Source organism: Streptomyces sp. NPDC012888, from assembly GCF_042900645.1.
Taxonomy (GTDB): domain Bacteria; phylum Actinomycetota; class Actinomycetes; order Streptomycetales; family Streptomycetaceae; genus Streptomyces.
The window spans coordinates 233710-248917 of record NZ_JBIBBM010000008.1 but is presented as its reverse complement, the minus strand read 5'-3'; the positions used below and the strand labels follow the sequence as shown (position 1 = coordinate 248917).

Here is a 15208-nt window from a genome sequence, read left to right as displayed (position 1 = left end):
CAGATCCTGGTGTGGGGGGAGGCGTGGGCAAGTGAGACTACCCGGTGATCGGGTCAGTTCCAGTTCGCGGTGACGGGGTATCCGCCCGCTTGGGCCGGATGGCCGGTCAGGTGGTGGAAGCCGTCGGCGTCTTCCGGGTCGTCGAGGTCCTCGGGGAGCAGGCTCCAGACGATGAGGTCGGTGCGGACCTCGGTCCACTCCCCGTCGGCCGTCTGGGTGCGGACTATCCACGCGTTGCGCAGGACGCCTTCGCTGATGCAACCGATCTTCTGGGCGACCTGCTGGGAGGCGGTGTTGTCGGCGGCGGTGCGCAGTTCCAGCCGTTCGAAGCGCTGGTCGTGGAAGAGCCACTGGGCTACGGCGAGGACGGATTCGCTGGCGTAGCCCTCGCCGCGGGCCCAGGGGGCGGTGACGTAGCCGACCTCGGTGGCGCGTGTGTGCCAGTTGGTGTTGCGGAGGTGGACGATGCCGACGAGGCGCTGGGTGAGGAACTCGGTGACGGCGAAGACGATGCCGCGGCCCTCGGTGCGTTCGGCGTGGGACCGCCGGGTGGCCCAGTCGTGGGCGTCGGCGCGGGTGTAGGGGTGGGGTGCGGAGGTCCAGGCGGTGATGAGCTCGTCGTTCATCATCTCGGTGAGCGCGTCGGCGTCCGCTTCCTCGAAGGGGCGCAGCACCAGCCGGTCCGTGCTGATGGAGACGTCCGGGAAGGTGGTAGTCATGCTCAGCTCCATGCCTGAAGACGGTGGTGCGGGACCGTTTGTGCGGGCCGTAGAGCCACAGCATGCAGCATGATCCGTCCGATGTGCATGGCTGGGCCCCGCACCCCTGGCTCGTGGGGTGCGGGGCCGGTCGCGGGCCCCCGGGGGGCGGTGGGTCAGGCCTGCGGCTTGCCGAAGGCGGGGATGACCGAGCCGTCGTACTTGTCCTCGATGAACTTCTTGACCTCCGGGGAGTTCAGGAGTTCGGCGAGCTTCACGACGCGCGGGTCCTTCTCGTTGCCCTGCTTCACAGCGAGGAAGTTGGCGTAGGGGTTGCCCTCGCCCTTCTCCAGGGCCAGTGCCTGCTCCTTGGGCTTGAGGTCGGCTTCCAGGGCGTAGTTGCCGTTGATCACGGCGGCGTCGACCTCGCCGAGGGCGCGGGGCAGGGTGGCGGCCTCCAGCTCCTTGAACTTCAGGCCCTTGGCGTCGGTGATGTCGGAGAGCTTGGCGGTGGCGCCGACGCCCTCCTTGAGGGTGATGAGGCCGTTGGCGGCGAGGAGGTGGAGGGCGCGGCCCTCGTTGGTGTTGTCGTTGGGGACGGCGATGGTCTGGCCGGCCTTGATGTCCGTGAGCGCCTTGACCTTCTTGGAGTACAGGCCCAGGGGCTCGAGGTGGACGTCGGCGACCGGGACGATGTGGGTGCCGTTCTTGGCGTTGAAGTCGTCGAGGTAGGGCTTGTGCTGGAAGTAGTTGGCGCCGACCTGGCCGTCCTCGGTGGCCTTGTTGGGCAGGACGTAGTCGGTGAACTCCTTGACGTCCAGCTTCAGGCCGGCCTTGGCGGCGAGGTTGTCCTTGACGAACTTCAGGATGTCGGCGTGCGGGGTGGGGGACGCGGCCACGACGAGCGTGGCGTTGGTGTCCGTGGAGCCGTCGGCCTTCTTGGCGGAGGCCGGGTCGGACGAGCTGCCGCAGGCGGTCAGGCCGAGGGCGAGGGCGGCGGAGGTGGCGGCCACTGCGGTGAGCTTGGTGTTCTTGCGCACGAAGAGTGCCTCTTTCTTGGTGGTGCGGACGACGCCCGAGCACGACAAGTGCGGGCTGTTGGGGGGTGAGGTCGGTTCAGGCCGTCCTGCCGCGGCGCGCGAGGAGCCGTACGGCGCCGTCGCCGATCAGCTGGATCGCGGTCACGATGAGGATGAGCAGGACGACGGTGGCGAGCATGAAGTCGCCTTCGAAGCGCTGGTAGCCGTAGGTGATGGCGAGGCTGCCGAGGCCTTCGCCGCCGACGGCCCCGGCGAGCGCCGAGTAGCCGATGAGGGCGATGACGGTGGTGGTGAGGCCGGCGACCAGGGAGGGCAGGGCCTGCGGGAGCAGCACCTTCCACACGATGGTGGGGATGCCGCCGCCCATGGCCTGCGCGGCCTCGACGAGGCCGTGGTCGACCTCGCGCACGGCCGTCTCCACCAGGCGGGCGAAGAAGGGGATGGCACCGATGGACAGCGGCACGATCATGGCGGTGGGCCCGATGTAGGTGGGGATGCCGGTGAAGACGCCGATCACCCACTTGGTGACGGGGATCAGCCAGATCAGCAGGATGATGAAGGGCATCGAGCGGCCGATGTTCACGACGACGCCGAGGGCCTTGTTGAAGGGACGGTTCTGCAGCAGGCCGCCCTTGTCGGTGAGGACCAGGAGCACGCCCAGCGGGAGTCCCCCGAGGACGGTGACCACGGTGGCCCACAGCACCATGTAGAGGGTGTCGTAGGTGCCCTGGGTGAGCAGGGGCTGCATTTCGGTCCAGGTCACCGGGCACCGTCCTTGATGAGTTCGGCCTCGGCGACCGTGGCCGCGGCCGCGGCGTCCTCGTCGACGAAGTCGACCTGGAGGCCCTGTTCGCGGAGGAAGCCGACGGGCACGACGTTGTCCTCGTAGCGGCCGGGGAGCTCGATGCGCATCCGGCCGATCTGCTTGCCGCCGACGGTGTCCATGGCGGCGCCGAGGATCGAGATGTCGATGTTGTACGTGCGGGAGAGCTGGGAGATCACCGGCTGCGTGGCGGACTCTCCGTGGAAGGTCACGTCGACGACGGTGCGCTCGGGGCCCGTGGCGGCGCCGCTGACCGGGAAGAGTTCGGCGGCGAGCTGGGAACCGGGCGTGGCGAGCAGTTCGGCGACGGTGCCGGACTCGACGATCCGGCCCTTCTGCATGAGGGCCGCGGAGTCGCAGATGGTCTTGACGACGTCCATCTCGTGCGTGATGAGGAGGACGGTCAGGCCGAGCTGGCGGTTGAGGTCGCGCAGCAGGGCCAGGATGGAGCGGGTGGTCTCGGGGTCGAGGGCGCTGGTGGCCTCGTCGGAGAGGAGCACCTTGGGGTCGCCGGCCAGGGCGCGGGCGATGCCGACGCGCTGCTTCTGGCCGCCGGAGAGCTGGCCGGGGTAGGCCTTGGCCTTGTCGGCGAGGCCGACGAGGTCGAGGAGTTCGAGGGCCTTGCGGGAGCGTTCGCGGCCACTGACGCCGAGGATCTCCAGGGGGAGCTCGATGTTGGCCTGGACGGTGCGCGAGGAGAGCAGGTTGAAGTGCTGGAAGACCATGCCGATGCGGCTGCGGGCCTCGCGGAGCGCCTTGCCGGCGCGGGGGCCGTTGCCGGCGAGGGCGGTGAGGTCGACGCCGTCCACGGTCACGGTGCCGGAGGTGGGGCGTTCCAGCAGGTTGACGCAGCGGATGAGGGAGGACTTGCCGGCGCCGCTCTGGCCGATGACTCCGTAGACCTCGCCCTCGCGGACGTGGAGGTCGACGCCGTCCAGGGCGGTGACCTCGCGGCCACGGGACTGGTAGACCTTGGTGAGGCCCGATGTGGTGATCACAGGATTTCCGTCGCTGTCGAGTGCGCGGCGCGGACGTACGGCGCGCACGGGGCAAACAGTCTGGGGGGCACGGGCAGGAGCGGTCCGGGACGCGGACGGGCTCGGCCCATGGCTCGCTTCGGGGCGCGAGGAGTGCGGGAGAAGGGGCCCTCAGAAGGCGCACATTCGACACATACAACGAGCACCGGGCGTCATCATCGCCTCGGTCGCAAGGGTGCGGCTGCTCGTCGTGGTCATGGGCCCCAGTAAAGCAGAAGGGTTCCCTCACCGATCAAAGACGTCCGGTATCCGGACACGAGGTGGCCGCATGGCGGACGTCCGGGGCGAGGTCACCCCTCCGCCGCGAGCTCGGTCCCCTCGGCCCCGACCTGCGCGGACAGCGCCGGGAGTCCGTGCCGGAGGGGCCCGCGACGAGGTCCGCGACGGGCTCCCCGGTCGCGTCCGTTGTGGTCAAGACCACGGTCCGCGCAGCGTCCGCCCGTCCCGCCCCCGGGCAGCGGATCCACTCCCCCGGGGACGTCCGCCGGCTCCGGCACGGAGGTCGTCCTGCGGCGGAGCGGGGGTCGAGGGGTGCGCGCACCGGGTCTTCGGGCCCGTAATACCCTCGCTGCATGTTCACCGCCCTGACCGTCGCCATCGGCGCGGCCTCCCTCGCGCTCGCTGCCTGGTGCGGGTTCGCCGCCTTGCGGGACCAGCCCACCAAGGACTGGCACTTCATCGGCATGGCCGTGGTGACCGTGCTGGCACTGGCCCAGCTGGTGATCGGGCTGGTGCGGCTGGCACAGGGTGAGAAGCCGGACGAGGGCGGTGTGATCTTCACCGCCTACCTGGTCGGCGCGTTCGCGGCGGTCCCCGCCGCCGGGCTGCTCTCGCTCAGCGAGCGCACGAAGTGGGGCTCGGTGACGGTGGCCGCGGGCGCGGTCGTCCTGGCCGTCCTCGAAGTGCGCCTGCACGACATCTGGGGAGGCTCCGGTGCCTGACACCACCACGGCCGAGGACGCGGGGGCCGGCCGGAGGCGTCTGGTCTCCGGCCCCGGACTGCTGCTGGTCTGGCTGTACGGGGTGATGGTGGTCGGCGCGGTCTCCCGCTCGGCCTACCAGATCTCCACCGACTTCGGCCGGGCGCCGCTGGCCTACTCGCTGTCCGCCGCGGCCGCCCTGGTCTACGCCTTCATCACGTACTCGCTGGTCCGCGGCGGGGAGACGGCCCGCCGCGCGGCCCTGGTGTGCTGCGCCGCCGAGCTGGCCGGCGTCCTGGTCGTCGGTGCCTGGACCATGGTCGAGCCCGGCGCCTTCCCGGAGGCGACGGTCTGGTCCGACTTCGGCATGGGCTACCTGTTCATCCCCGTCATCCTGCCGGTCACGGGCATGCTCTGGCTCCGCCGCGAGCGCTGACGCGTGCACGCGTGGACACGCGTAGGCGCGGACACGCGGACGCCCGCGCCCGCCCCGTCGGGCGGCGCGGGCGCGGGCGTCCGGGCGGCGGGCGTCAGGCGCTGACGGCGTAGTCGTCGGGGGTCCGGGCGTCCTTCTCCAGGATGACCAGCTCGACGCCGTCCGAGGCGGTGCGGCCGCCGACCGCGGTGTAACCGGCCTTGCGGTACAGGCGCAGGTTCGACTCGCTCTTGCGGCCGGTGTGCAGCCGGTAGCGGGTGGTGGTGCCGTCGGCGAGGGCCTCCTCCACGGCGCGCAGCAGGCGGGCGCCGAGGCCGTGGCCCTGGAGGCGGGGGTGCACGCAGAGTTTGGCGATGCTGCCGGTGCCCTCCTCGTCGGTGGAGCCGCGCACGGTTCCGACCACCTCTTCGCCGAGGCGGGCCACCAGCACCGTGTCCCGGGCGAGTTCCGCCTTGAGGGAGTCGAGGGACTGGGTGAGGGGCTGGATGAGGTAGTTGCCGTAGATCTCGGCCTCGCGTTGGAAGGCCAGGTACTGCAGCTTGAAGATCTGCTCCGCGTCGTCGGCGGTCGCCGACGTGATGGTCACGCTCATGCCCATGTGCGCATGCCTCCCGCAAACCCGTCTAACCCGCTGGTCTACCGCTCCCTTCCCCGACGGGTGGGAGCCGCAACCTCTGTAGCGAGCATTCTGCGCAGACATCCCAGGCAACGGGAACGTACGGGCCCTAAACTTCCTTGTGAGATACCCAACTCTCCTGCGATTTCACGGTAGGTGAGGTCCCGGGGCGAAAGAAGTGCCCGTATCAACTCGGGGCAGCGTCCGGGCAATCGGGCGACCGCCGAACGGAGGGCCCGCTGCTCCTCCCGGGCCACCAGCCCTTCCTCGAAGGCGGATCCGCCGGCTGCGAGGGCGCGGTACGGGACCTCGCGGCGGGCGCGCCGCCGGGCGCGCCGGGCTTCGGCCCGGACCGCGCGGCGCAGCCAGCGGGCGGCGGGTTCGCGGGGGGCGGGGCCGGCCTCCAGCCAGCGCACCCAGACGGCTTGTTCGAGGTCGGCGGGTTCCTCACCGGTGCCGGGGGCCTCCGCGGCGGCCTCCGCCGACAGCAGCGGGGCGAGTTCCGTGAGCAGGTCCATGCCGGGCGGGACGCGGGGTCCGCGCCCGGCGGTTTCGGTGCCGGGCGCGGCCCACCCGTACGGGGTGTCGCGGTGGCCGGTTGACCGTCAGCGGCCGCGGGCCGCGCGGAAGGCCTCGGCGGCCAGCGCCCCGGTGTCGGGGTTGTCGGTGAAGATGCCGTCGATGCCCTGCTCGAAGTACGTGCGGTAGGCGGCGAAGGCGTCGCCGTACGCGGCGGGGTCGGTGCCCTTGCGGAAGTCGGCGGGCAGGAAGGCGTTCTCGTTGCGCGCGGTGTAGGGGTGCAGGACCAGTCCGCGGTCGTGGGCGTCGCGGACCAGGGTGGTGGGGGTCCCGAGCCGGCCCGCGGAGTCCCTCGGGATGACGAGGTCGAGGGTGGGGCCGATGCCCTGGGCGAAGCCGGCGATCCACGCGAGGCCCTCGGGCTTGACGAGGTCGGCGACGGTGCGCGGGTCGCCGGCCTGCTCGAAGTCCCAGGGCCGGGTGTCCGCCGCGGACAGCAGGACGACCCGCGGGCTGGCGACCAGCCGGGACAGCCGCTGGATGCTGGAGGGCTCGAAGGACTGCAGGAAGACGGCGGAGTCGCGGCGGTCGCGGCCGTAGCGGCGCAGCAGCCGGGCCAGGGGCTCCTCCAGGCCGAGGCCGAGGGAGCGGAAGTAACTGGGGTGCTTGGTCTCGGCGTGCAGCCAGATCCGGCGGCCGCGCCGGCGGCCCTCCTGGTCGGCCCAGCGCAGCACCTCCTCGAAGGTGGGCACGGTCCAGCGGCCGTCGTAGAGGGTGTTGCGCTGGCGGACGGCGGGGATGCGTTCCTTGGCCCGCAGGGTCTTGAGCTCGGCGAGGGTGAAGTCCTCGGTGAACCAGCCGGTCATCGACACGCCGTCGACGGACTTGGTGGTGCGGCGGGACGCGAACTCGGGGTGGTCGGCGACGTCGGTGGTGCCGCCGATCTCGTTCTCGTGACGGCAGACCAGGTGCCCGTCCCGGGTGGGGACGAGGTCCTGTTCGACGACGTCGGCTCCGAGGTCGAGGGCCAGCCGGTAGGCCTCGATGGTGTGCTCGGGCCGGTAGCCGCTGGCTCCGCGGTGGCCGATGACGGTCGGCACGGGCAGCTGCCGGTAGCCGCCCCCGCCGTGCCCGCCACCGTGACCGCCCGCTTCGGCCGCGCCGCCGGCCGGGCCGGCCGCGGCGGCCGGGCCCGCGCCGAGTCCGGTCAGCTGGCTGCCGGCGGCCAGTACGGCCGCCCCGAGTACCGTGCGGCGTGCCGCCCCGCCCTGCGTCATGAGTCGCTCTCCCCGTCGTCGGTGGGCGCGGGCGATCCCGGGATCTCCGGGTGCGCGGGCCCGAATCGGCGCAGCGATGGTAGGCAGCGGAACGTTTCACCGGGGCGTTGTCCGGCGGAACATGGCGGAAACGTACGTCAACACGGCGTATCCATCCCGTGAACCCGATGTGCGTCGCGACACGACCCGCGAGTATCGTCCTCACCTGCACCGTGCCGCACCGTCGCCGCGCGGCGCGCACCCGCTTGTCGACGCCGGAGGGCTCACGTTGTTCCGTACCGCGCTCATCAAGGCCACTGTCGGTCCCGTCATGCGCATGATGTTCCGCACGCGCGTGGAGGGCGTCGAGAACATCCCCGGCGACGGCCCGGTGATCCTCGCGGGCAACCACCTCACCTTCATCGACTCCATGATCCTGCCGCTGGTCTGCGACCGCACGGTGCACTTCATCGGCAAGGACGAGTACGTCACCGGCAAGGGCCTCAAGGGCCGGCTGATGGCCTGGTTCTTCACCGGCTCCGGCATGATCCCGGTCGACCGGGACGGCGCCAACGGCGGCGTCGCCGCGCTGATGACCGGACGCCGGGTACTGGAGGAGGGCAAGGTCTTCGGGATCTACCCGGAGGGCACCCGCTCCCCCGACGGCCGCCTCTACCGCGGCCGCACCGGCATCGCCCGGCTGACCCTGATGACGGGCGCGCCGGTGGTCCCCTTCGCCGTGATCGGCACGGACAAGCTGCAGCCGGGCGGCGCGGGCATGCCCCGCCCGGGGCGGGTCACGATCCGCTTCGGCGAGGCCATGGAGTTCTCCCGCTACGAGGGCATGGACCGCGACCGGTACGTGCTGCGCGCCGTCACCGACTCGGTGATGGCCGAGGTCATGCGGCTCTCCGGCCAGGAGTACGTCGACATGTACGCGACCAAGGCGAAGGCGGCCTGAGGACCCCTCGGCCGGACCGTCACACGGCGGGCGCCGGCCGCTCCCCCGCCGCCGGCTACTGCCGGCGCAGGGAGCGGCTGACGCCCGCCGCCGTCGTGGTGGCGAGGACCCAGCCGGTCACGATCAGCAGGTACGAGAGCCACTGCTGCCAGCCGGACGGGGCGAAGGCCTGCTCCTGGCCGAAGCCGATGATCGGCAGCATCAGGTCCAGGGTGTAGAAGACGGGGTTGAAGTCGGGCGCCTCGCCGCGCTTCAGCGGGCGGGGGTTTTCCAGCGCGTACGCGACCGAGCCGGTGAGCAGCAGCGCGAACAGCCAGCCGGCCGCGCGCAGGGGCCGGAAGCCGTAGCCGACGGTGGCGTCCTGGAGCAGGCCCCACAGCCGGGCGCCCGGGGGCAGGGTGCGGCGGTGCCGGCGCAGCTTGGCGAGCTGAACGGTGCGGGCGGCCTCCTCGTCGCCCACGGTCCGGTAGGCCGCGGCGAGCTGCTCGTAGGCGTACGGGAGGTAGCCGTCCTCCTCGCGTTCGAGCAGGGGCAGCCGTTCCGCGGCGGGCAGGGTGGGGTGCAGCACGCGGTAGGTGAGCCCGTCGATGCGCACGACCGGGGGCCAGACCGAGGGTTCGGCGTAGAGCATGTCGAGCTGGCTGCGCCGCAGGTTGACGATGCCGTCGATGGGGTCGCACTTGCGCAGCCAGAACTCGCCCACGGTGGCGCTGCTGACGCGCAGCGCCACGCCGCCGGGGTTGCCCAGGCGGGCGCGGGTGAGCATGAGCTGGCCGGGGATCCGGCAGCCGGTGAGGTTGACGGTGCCCCGGGCTTCGAGGCGGTGTCCGCGCAGGTCGGTGCCGGCGGAGAGGGTCTCGCCGTGCAGGGCGATCCCGCCGGGGTTGAGCAGGCGGGCCCGGTCGAGGCTGATCTGGCCGGCGACGGTGGCGCCGTTGATGCGGAGCTGGCCGTGGACGGTGAGGTCGTTGGCGATGATGTCCGTGCCTATGTCGGCGTGGTTGAGCTGGAGCGGGGGCTCGTCGGCCTCGTCCGGCGCGGTTCCCGGGCGGATCACAGCGCCCTGGAGGAAGAGTCCGCCGGCGATCTTGGCCCCGGCGAGCCGTACCGGCCCGTCGATGCGGCAGCAGGAGAGGCGGAGCACCACCTCGACGCGCACGGTGGCGGCGGTGAGGCCCGGGAGGGTGGAGTCGCCGAGGACGACGGCGCGCAGCTGGGCGCCGTACATCATGGGCTTGCGTTCGAACCAGCAGCCGCGGAGCCGGATGGGGTGGTCGACGACCGCGTACTTGAGGTCGAGCTTGCCGGTGATCCGGGCCCCGTACAGCTTGAGGCCGGGTACCTGGCCGGGCTCGACGGGGCCGCTGACCAGCAGCGCGCGCAGCACTTCGGCGCGCACGGCGCGTTCGGGGCCCCAGGAGGCGCCGTCCTCGGACCTCTCGTCGGGGTGCCGCCGGAAGTCGACGCCCTCGCCGCGCGGGAAGGCCTCCCACACGCGCCGTTCCGCCGGGGTCAGGTCGGTGATCTCCATCGCCGGGATGGTGTCGCGCCGGCGATCATGCTGTCAACTCGGGGCGCGACACCGTGGCCTGGCGGTGCATCAGTGCTCGACGCCGTCCTGGAGCCGCTGGCCGCGGAGCAGGAACCAGGCGGCGGCCGCCGTGGCCAGCAGGACCGCGGCGCCGGCGCCGGCGGCGAACCGGAGCCCGTCCACGAAGGCCTCCTGGGCGGCGGTGACCATGGCGTGGGCGGTCGCCGGGTCCAGGGCGTGCGCGGCTTCGACGGCTCCGCCCAGGGACTCGTGGGCGGCGTCGGCGACCGGGGCCGGGACGCCCGCCGGGGCGGTGAAGCCCTGGTAGACGCCCGTCACGATGGAGCCGAGGAGGGCGATGCCGAGGGCGGCGCCCAGCTCGTACGCCGTCTCGGAGACGGCCGAGGCGGATCCGGCCTGCTCCTTGGGGACGCTGGAGAGGATCACGTCCGCGGTGACGGTGAAGGAGAAACCGGCGCCGAGGCCGACGACCAGCAGGGCGGCGCCGAGCAGCGGGTAGCCGGTCTCCTTGTGCACGAGGGTGATCACGCCGAGCGCGAGGCCGATGGCGGCCAGGCCGCCGGTGACCACGGCCCGGACCGAGTACTTCCGGGCGTACCTGCCGGCGACCAGGCCGGTGACGACGGCGCCGACGGCGGCGGGCAGTTCGGCCAGGCCCGCCTCGAAGGGCTCGCGGCCCTGGACCAGCTGCAGGAACTGGGAGAGGAAGAACACCAGGCCGGAGAGGCCGAACACGGTCAGCAGGTCGGCGAGGACGGCGCCGGAGAAGCCCCGGTGCCGGAACAGCCGCATGTCGAGCAGCGGTGAGTCCAGGGTGAACTGGCGCCGTACGAAGGCGTACAGGGCGGCCGAGCCGATCAGGAGGGCGGCCGCGACGTCCCAGGTGGGGCCGTGGGTGGCGACTTCCTTGATCGCGTAGACGACGCCGATGACACCGACCAGGGACAGGGCCACGCTGAGCAGGTCCCAGGGGCCGGCGACGGGGTTCTTCGACTCGGGCAGCAGCTTGATGCCGACCAGGACCAGGACGGCCATCACCGGCAGGTTGATGAGGAAGACCGAGCCCCAGTAGAAGTGCTGGAGCAGGAACCCGCCGACCACGGGGCCGACGGCGGCACCGGCGGAGGCGGTGGCGCCCCAGATGCCGATGGCCAGGCTGCGTTCCTTGGGGTCGTGGAAGATGTTGCGGATCAGCGCCAGGGTGGACGGCATCAGGGTCGCGCCGGCCACGCCGAGCAGCGCCCGCGCCACGATCATCATCTCGGGGCTGGTCGCGTACGCGTTGAGGACGGAGACCGCGCCGAAGGCGGTGGCACCGGTCAGCAGCAGCTTCTTGCGGCCGATGCGGTCGCCGAGGCTGCCCATGGAGACGAGCAGGCCGGCGATGACGAAGGAGTAGATGTCGCCGATCCACAGCAGCTGGCTGCCGGACGGCTTGAGGTCCTCGGACAGGGAAGGGGTGGCGAGACCGAGTACGGTGGCGTCCACGGCCACCAGCAGGACGGCCAGCACGAGTACGGACAGCGCCAGCCAGCGCCCGGGGCTCTTGACGACCTCCGTTCCCGTCCGCTGGGTCGACTGCTGGGTGCTGGTCATTTCTCCACGCTCCGTCTCGCGCCGCCGAGCATCAGCTCGACGACCATGTACTGGAAGTCCTTCGCGGCCACCCGACCGTCCATGACGGCCCAGGCGCACGCTCCTACGAGGCCGTAGAGGGCCTCGGTCAGCCAGGCGGGGCTGAGGTCGATCCGGATGTCGCCCTCTTCCTGGCCCCGTTTGAACAGGGCGGACACGCGGGCGTCGAGCCGGGTCCAGCCCTCGTTGATCTGGTCGCCCTCGAACAGCTGGTTCTCGGTGACGAGGAAGGCCAGCAGCTGGGCGTCGGGCTCGGATTCGGCGACCAGCCGCTTCAGCGCCTCGACGGCACTGCCCTCGTCCAGCCGCGCCCGGTCGAAGGCGCGCTCGAACTCGCGGATACCGAGGTCTTCGAGCGCGCGGATGAGCGCGTCCCGTCCGGCGAAGTGCCGGTGCAGGGTCGCCCGCCCGATACCGGCGGCCTTCGCCACCTCGTCCATCGTCGCGGTCGACTTGCGGGAGAGCAGGGCGGCGGCAGCGCGCAGCACCTGGTCACGATCCATGGCCATGAGACAACCGTACCTCAAATGAGACATGAATGTCTCACCGAAATATTCGGGTGCCTCCGTGGGCCCGGGGAGCGGAGCATGACCGGATGAAGCCACTGCTGCTCATCGACGTGGACGGCCCGCTGAATCCGTACGCCGCGCAGCCGCAGCGCCGGCCGGCCGGATACACCACCCACCGCATGCGCCCGACCGGCTGGACGGAGGGCAAGCCGCTCCGGGTCTGGCTGAACCCCGGGCACGGCGCGGAGCTGACGGAGCTGTCCCGCTGGTACGAGCTCGTCTGGGCGACGACGTGGAAGGACGAGGCCAACGACTGGATCGGCCCCCACCTCGGGCTCCCCCGGCTGCCGTACGTCGACTGGCCGCAGATGCACGGCCGGGCGCCCCGGGGGACCTTCTGGAAGACCCAGTACGTCCTCGACCACGCCGCCGGCCGGCCCTTCGCCTGGATCGACGACGACATCACCGCCGCGGACCGGGAGTACGTGGAGACGTACCACCCGGGACACGCGCTGCTGCGGTCCGTGGACGCGCGCACCGGTCTGACCGGGGCGGACTTCGACGCGCTGGCCGACTGGGCGGCCGCGCTGGCGTGAGCGGGACGTGGCCGGCCCGCCCCCGGAGGAGGGGCGGGCCGGGCGGTCGGGGCGAGCGGGGTCCGGTCAGGTCAGGGCCTCGGCGAGGGTCCTGGCGGTGTTCGCGACCAGCTCGCTGTCGTTGGGGCCCTTCGGGGTGTCCGGCTTCGTGGTGAGCACCGCCATCACCACCGGGTCGCCGGCCGGGCTCCACACCACGCCGACGTCGTTGGCCACGCCGTACGCGTCACCGCCGCCCGTCTTGTCGGCGAGGGTCCAGCCGGGGAGGCCCTTCTTGAAACGCTGGGTGTTGGTGGTGTTGGCGAGCAGCCAGCCGGTGAGCCGCTCACGGTCCCGGCGGAGCAGCGCGTCGCCGAGGACCAGCCGGGCGTAGGTGCCGGCGACGGCCCGCGGGCTGGTGGTGTCGGTGGTCCGCCAGGGCTCGGCGGAGTTCAGCTCCGGCTCCCACCGGTCGAGCCGGGTGACCCGGTCGCCGAGCGAACGGCAGAAACGGGTGACCGCCGTCGGCCCGCCCAGTTCGCGCAGCAGCAGGTTCCCGGCCAGGTTGTCGCTCTGGCTCACGGCGGCCGCGCACAGCTCCCCGACCGTCATCCCGGTGGCGAGGTGCTCCTTGGTGACCGGGGCGTAGCCCGAGGCCTCGACCTCGGCCTCGGTGTAGTGGATCCGGCGGGCGAGGTGCTCCCCCTCGCGGTCGAGGTCGCGCAGCACGGCCGCGGCGGCCAGCGGCTTGAAGACCGAGCAGATCGGGAAGAGCTCCTGCGCCCGGTGGACCACGGTCCGGCCGGTGGCCAGGTTGCGGGCGTAGACGCCGAGGCGGGCCGCGTGGCGCTGTTCGAGCTCGCGCAGGCGCCTGGTCGCCGACGGGTCGCCGGCGGTGTCGGAGGGGAGGCCGTCGGCGGTGCGGGCGAAGGCCTCACCGGTCGAGCCGAGACCCAGGGCGACCAGGCCGCCGGTCCCCAGGGCGAGTGCGGTCCGCCGGGACGGACGCGTTGCCGCGCGCTTCACATCGTCTCCTCGTCGTCGATGATCATGACGGGAGGAAAAACGCGAAACCGACGCGTTCGGTTCCACGATCCGGACAAGAAGGGACAGGACGGCGGGGGACGCGCCGAGGGGGCGACCGGGGCCCGTCCGCCCCGACCGCCCCCTCGGACGACTCGCTCCCCTCGGCGCTACTGCTTGTGCGCCGCCCAGGCGTGCTGGATCACCAGGTCCGCCTTGAGTTCGGTGAGCTGTACGGCGACCGCCGACGGGGCGGTGCCGCCGCGCCCGTTGCGGGAGGCGAGCGCGCCGGGCACGTCGAGGACCGTGCGGACCTCCGGCGTGAGGTGCTCGGAGATCTTGGCGAACTGCTCGTCGGTGAGCTGGTCCAGCTCGATGCCGTGCGCCTCGCACTCCTTCACGCACTCGCCGGCGACCTCGTGCGCCACCCGGAACGGCACGCCCTGCTTGACCAGCCACTCCGCGATGTCCGTCGCGAGGGAGAAGCCGGCCGGGGCGAGCTCCTCCATGCGCTCCCGGTTGACGGTCAGCGTGGCCATCATCCCGGTGAAGGCGGGGAGCAGCACCTCGAGGGTGTCGCAGGAGTCGAAGACCGGCTCCTTGTCCTCCTGGAGGTCCCGGTTGTAGGCGAGCGGGAGGGCCTTGAGGGTGGCCATCAGGCCGGTCAGGTTGCCGATCAGACGGCCGGACTTGCCCCGCGCCAGCTCGGCGATGTCCGGGTTCTTCTTCTGCGGCATGATCGAGGAGCCGGTCGAGAAGGCGTCGTGCAGGGTGACGAAGGAGAACTCCTTCGTGTTCCAGATGATGACTTCCTCGGCGATCCGGGACAGGTTGACCCCGATCATCGCGGTGATGAAGGCGAACTCGGCGACGAAGTCCCGGGAGGCCGTGCCGTCGATGGAGTTGCCGACGGAGCCGCGCTCGAAGCCCAGGTCGGCGGCGACCGCCTCGGGGTCCAGGCCGAGGGAGGAGCCGGCCAGGGCACCCGAGCCGTACGGGGAGACGGCGGTCCGGGTGTCCCACTGACGCAGCCGTTCGGCGTCCCGGGAGAGGGACTGCACGTGGGCGAGGACGTGGTGGGCGAAGAGCACCGGCTGGGCGTGCTGGAGGTGCGTCCGGCCGGGCATGGCCACGTCGGCGTGCGCCTCGGCCAGGCCCACCAGCGCGTCCTGGAGGTCGGCGATCAGGCCGCCGATGATCCGGGCGTGGTCGCGCAGGTACATCCGGAAGAGGGTGGCCACCTGGTCGTTGCGGGACCGGCCGGCGCGCAGCTTGCCGCCGAGGTCGGGGCCGAGCCGCTCCAGCAGGCCCCGTTCCAGGGCGGTGTGGACGTCCTCGTCGGCGATGGTTCCGGTGAAGGAGCCGTCGGCGACGTCCGCCTCCAGCCGGTCCAGGCCCGCGATCATGCGGTCCAGTTCGTCGGCGGTCAGCAGTCCGGCCTTGTGGAGCACGCGGGCGTGGGCACGGGAGCCGGCGATGTCGTACGGCGCGAGGCGCCAGTCGAAGTGGACCGACGCGGACAGCTTCGCCAGGGCCTCGGCGGGGCCGTCGGCGAACCGGCCGCCCCAGAGCCGGACGTCACCGTTGTTGCTGCTCACTGCTGTACTC

16 protein-coding genes are annotated in these 15208 nt (G+C 72.0%); 4 read left to right on the top strand and 12 right to left on the bottom strand.

From position 1 onward, the window contains the following. Positions 1 to 53: 53 nt before the first annotated feature. The 4 genes from ACFY61_RS17010 to ACFY61_RS16995 form a co-directional block, all read right to left on the bottom strand. Positions 54 to 719, bottom strand: a complete 666-nt coding sequence (locus ACFY61_RS17010; RefSeq protein ID WP_389472570.1) for a GNAT family N-acetyltransferase — start codon at positions 717 to 719, stop codon at positions 54 to 56. Between the two features lie 155 nt (positions 720 to 874). Continuing rightward, on the bottom strand, positions 875 to 1738 hold the full coding sequence (locus ACFY61_RS17005) for a MetQ/NlpA family ABC transporter substrate-binding protein (RefSeq protein WP_389472567.1): 864 nt from the start codon (positions 1736 to 1738) through the stop codon (positions 875 to 877). 76 nt (positions 1739 to 1814) lie between these two features. Further along, complete coding sequence (locus ACFY61_RS17000; protein WP_389472565.1) at positions 1815 to 2501, bottom strand: methionine ABC transporter permease; 687 nt, start codon at positions 2499 to 2501, stop codon at positions 1815 to 1817. Next, complete coding sequence (locus ACFY61_RS16995; RefSeq protein WP_389472562.1) at positions 2498 to 3559, bottom strand: methionine ABC transporter ATP-binding protein; 1062 nt, start codon at positions 3557 to 3559, stop codon at positions 2498 to 2500. The genes ACFY61_RS17000 and ACFY61_RS16995 overlap by 4 nt, the downstream gene beginning before the upstream one ends. Before the next feature lie 611 nt (positions 3560 to 4170). Here ACFY61_RS16995 and ACFY61_RS16990 point away from each other — a divergent pair. Together ACFY61_RS16990 and ACFY61_RS16985 are read left to right on the top strand one after the other, a co-directional pair. Next, on the top strand, positions 4171 to 4539 hold the full coding sequence (locus ACFY61_RS16990; protein ID WP_389472558.1) for a hypothetical protein: 369 nt from the start codon (positions 4171 to 4173) through the stop codon (positions 4537 to 4539). Then, positions 4532 to 4954, top strand: a complete 423-nt coding sequence (locus tag ACFY61_RS16985) for a hypothetical protein (RefSeq protein WP_389472555.1) — start codon at positions 4532 to 4534, stop codon at positions 4952 to 4954. Before ACFY61_RS16990 ends, ACFY61_RS16985 begins: the two co-directional genes overlap by 8 nt. A gap of 94 nt (positions 4955 to 5048) precedes the next feature. Here the strand turns inward: ACFY61_RS16985 and ACFY61_RS16980 are convergent, their stop codons facing one another. From ACFY61_RS16980 to ACFY61_RS16970, 3 genes are all read right to left on the bottom strand, one after another. Beyond that, positions 5049 to 5552, bottom strand: a complete 504-nt coding sequence (locus ACFY61_RS16980; protein ID WP_389472553.1) for a GNAT family N-acetyltransferase — start codon at positions 5550 to 5552, stop codon at positions 5049 to 5051. A 38-nt stretch (positions 5553 to 5590) separates the two neighbouring features. Further along, complete coding sequence (locus ACFY61_RS16975; protein WP_389472551.1) at positions 5591 to 6088, bottom strand: sigma-70 family RNA polymerase sigma factor; 498 nt, start codon at positions 6086 to 6088, stop codon at positions 5591 to 5593. 87 nt (positions 6089 to 6175) lie between these two features. After that, a complete protein-coding gene (locus ACFY61_RS16970; RefSeq protein ID WP_389472548.1) occupies positions 6176 to 7366 on the bottom strand; it encodes a glycerophosphodiester phosphodiesterase in 1191 nt (396 codons plus the stop codon). Positions 7367 to 7676: 310 nt separating this feature from the next. Between ACFY61_RS16970 and ACFY61_RS16965 the strand changes: the two genes are divergently transcribed. Then, positions 7677 to 8306, top strand: a complete 630-nt coding sequence (locus ACFY61_RS16965) for a lysophospholipid acyltransferase family protein (protein ID WP_389472545.1) — start codon at positions 7677 to 7679, stop codon at positions 8304 to 8306. 55 nt (positions 8307 to 8361) lie between these two features. Here ACFY61_RS16965 and ACFY61_RS16960 read toward each other — a convergent pair whose 3' ends face one another. The 3 genes from ACFY61_RS16960 to ACFY61_RS16950 all read right to left on the bottom strand — a co-directional run bounded on the left by ACFY61_RS16960 (position 8362) and on the right by ACFY61_RS16950 (position 12002). After that, positions 8362 to 9837 carry a membrane-associated oxidoreductase gene (locus ACFY61_RS16960; protein ID WP_389472544.1) on the bottom strand — a complete coding sequence of 492 codons (1476 nt, stop codon included), beginning with the start codon at positions 9835 to 9837 and terminating at the stop codon, positions 8362 to 8364. 69 nt (positions 9838 to 9906) lie between these two features. Further along, on the bottom strand, positions 9907 to 11454 hold the full coding sequence (locus ACFY61_RS16955) for an MFS transporter (RefSeq protein ID WP_389472542.1): 1548 nt from the start codon (positions 11452 to 11454) through the stop codon (positions 9907 to 9909). Further along, positions 11451 to 12002, bottom strand: a complete 552-nt coding sequence (locus ACFY61_RS16950; RefSeq protein WP_389472539.1) for a TetR/AcrR family transcriptional regulator — start codon at positions 12000 to 12002, stop codon at positions 11451 to 11453. The genes ACFY61_RS16955 and ACFY61_RS16950 overlap by 4 nt, the downstream gene beginning before the upstream one ends. Positions 12003 to 12088: 86 nt before the next feature. Between ACFY61_RS16950 and ACFY61_RS16945 the strand changes: the two genes are divergently transcribed. Beyond that, complete coding sequence (locus ACFY61_RS16945) at positions 12089 to 12598, top strand: hypothetical protein (protein ID WP_389472536.1); 510 nt, start codon at positions 12089 to 12091, stop codon at positions 12596 to 12598. A 66-nt stretch (positions 12599 to 12664) separates the two neighbouring features. Here the strand turns inward: ACFY61_RS16945 and bla are convergent, their stop codons facing one another. Together bla and argH are read right to left on the bottom strand one after the other, a co-directional pair. Next, positions 12665 to 13603, bottom strand: a complete 939-nt coding sequence (gene bla / locus ACFY61_RS16940; RefSeq protein ID WP_389472534.1) for a class A beta-lactamase — start codon at positions 13601 to 13603, stop codon at positions 12665 to 12667. 167 nt (positions 13604 to 13770) lie between these two features. Next, positions 13771 to 15198 (bottom strand): argininosuccinate lyase, encoded by a 1428-nt coding sequence (gene argH / locus ACFY61_RS16935; protein ID WP_389472531.1) that lies wholly within the window; start codon positions 15196 to 15198, stop codon positions 13771 to 13773. Between the last annotated feature and the right edge of the window lie 10 nt (positions 15199 to 15208).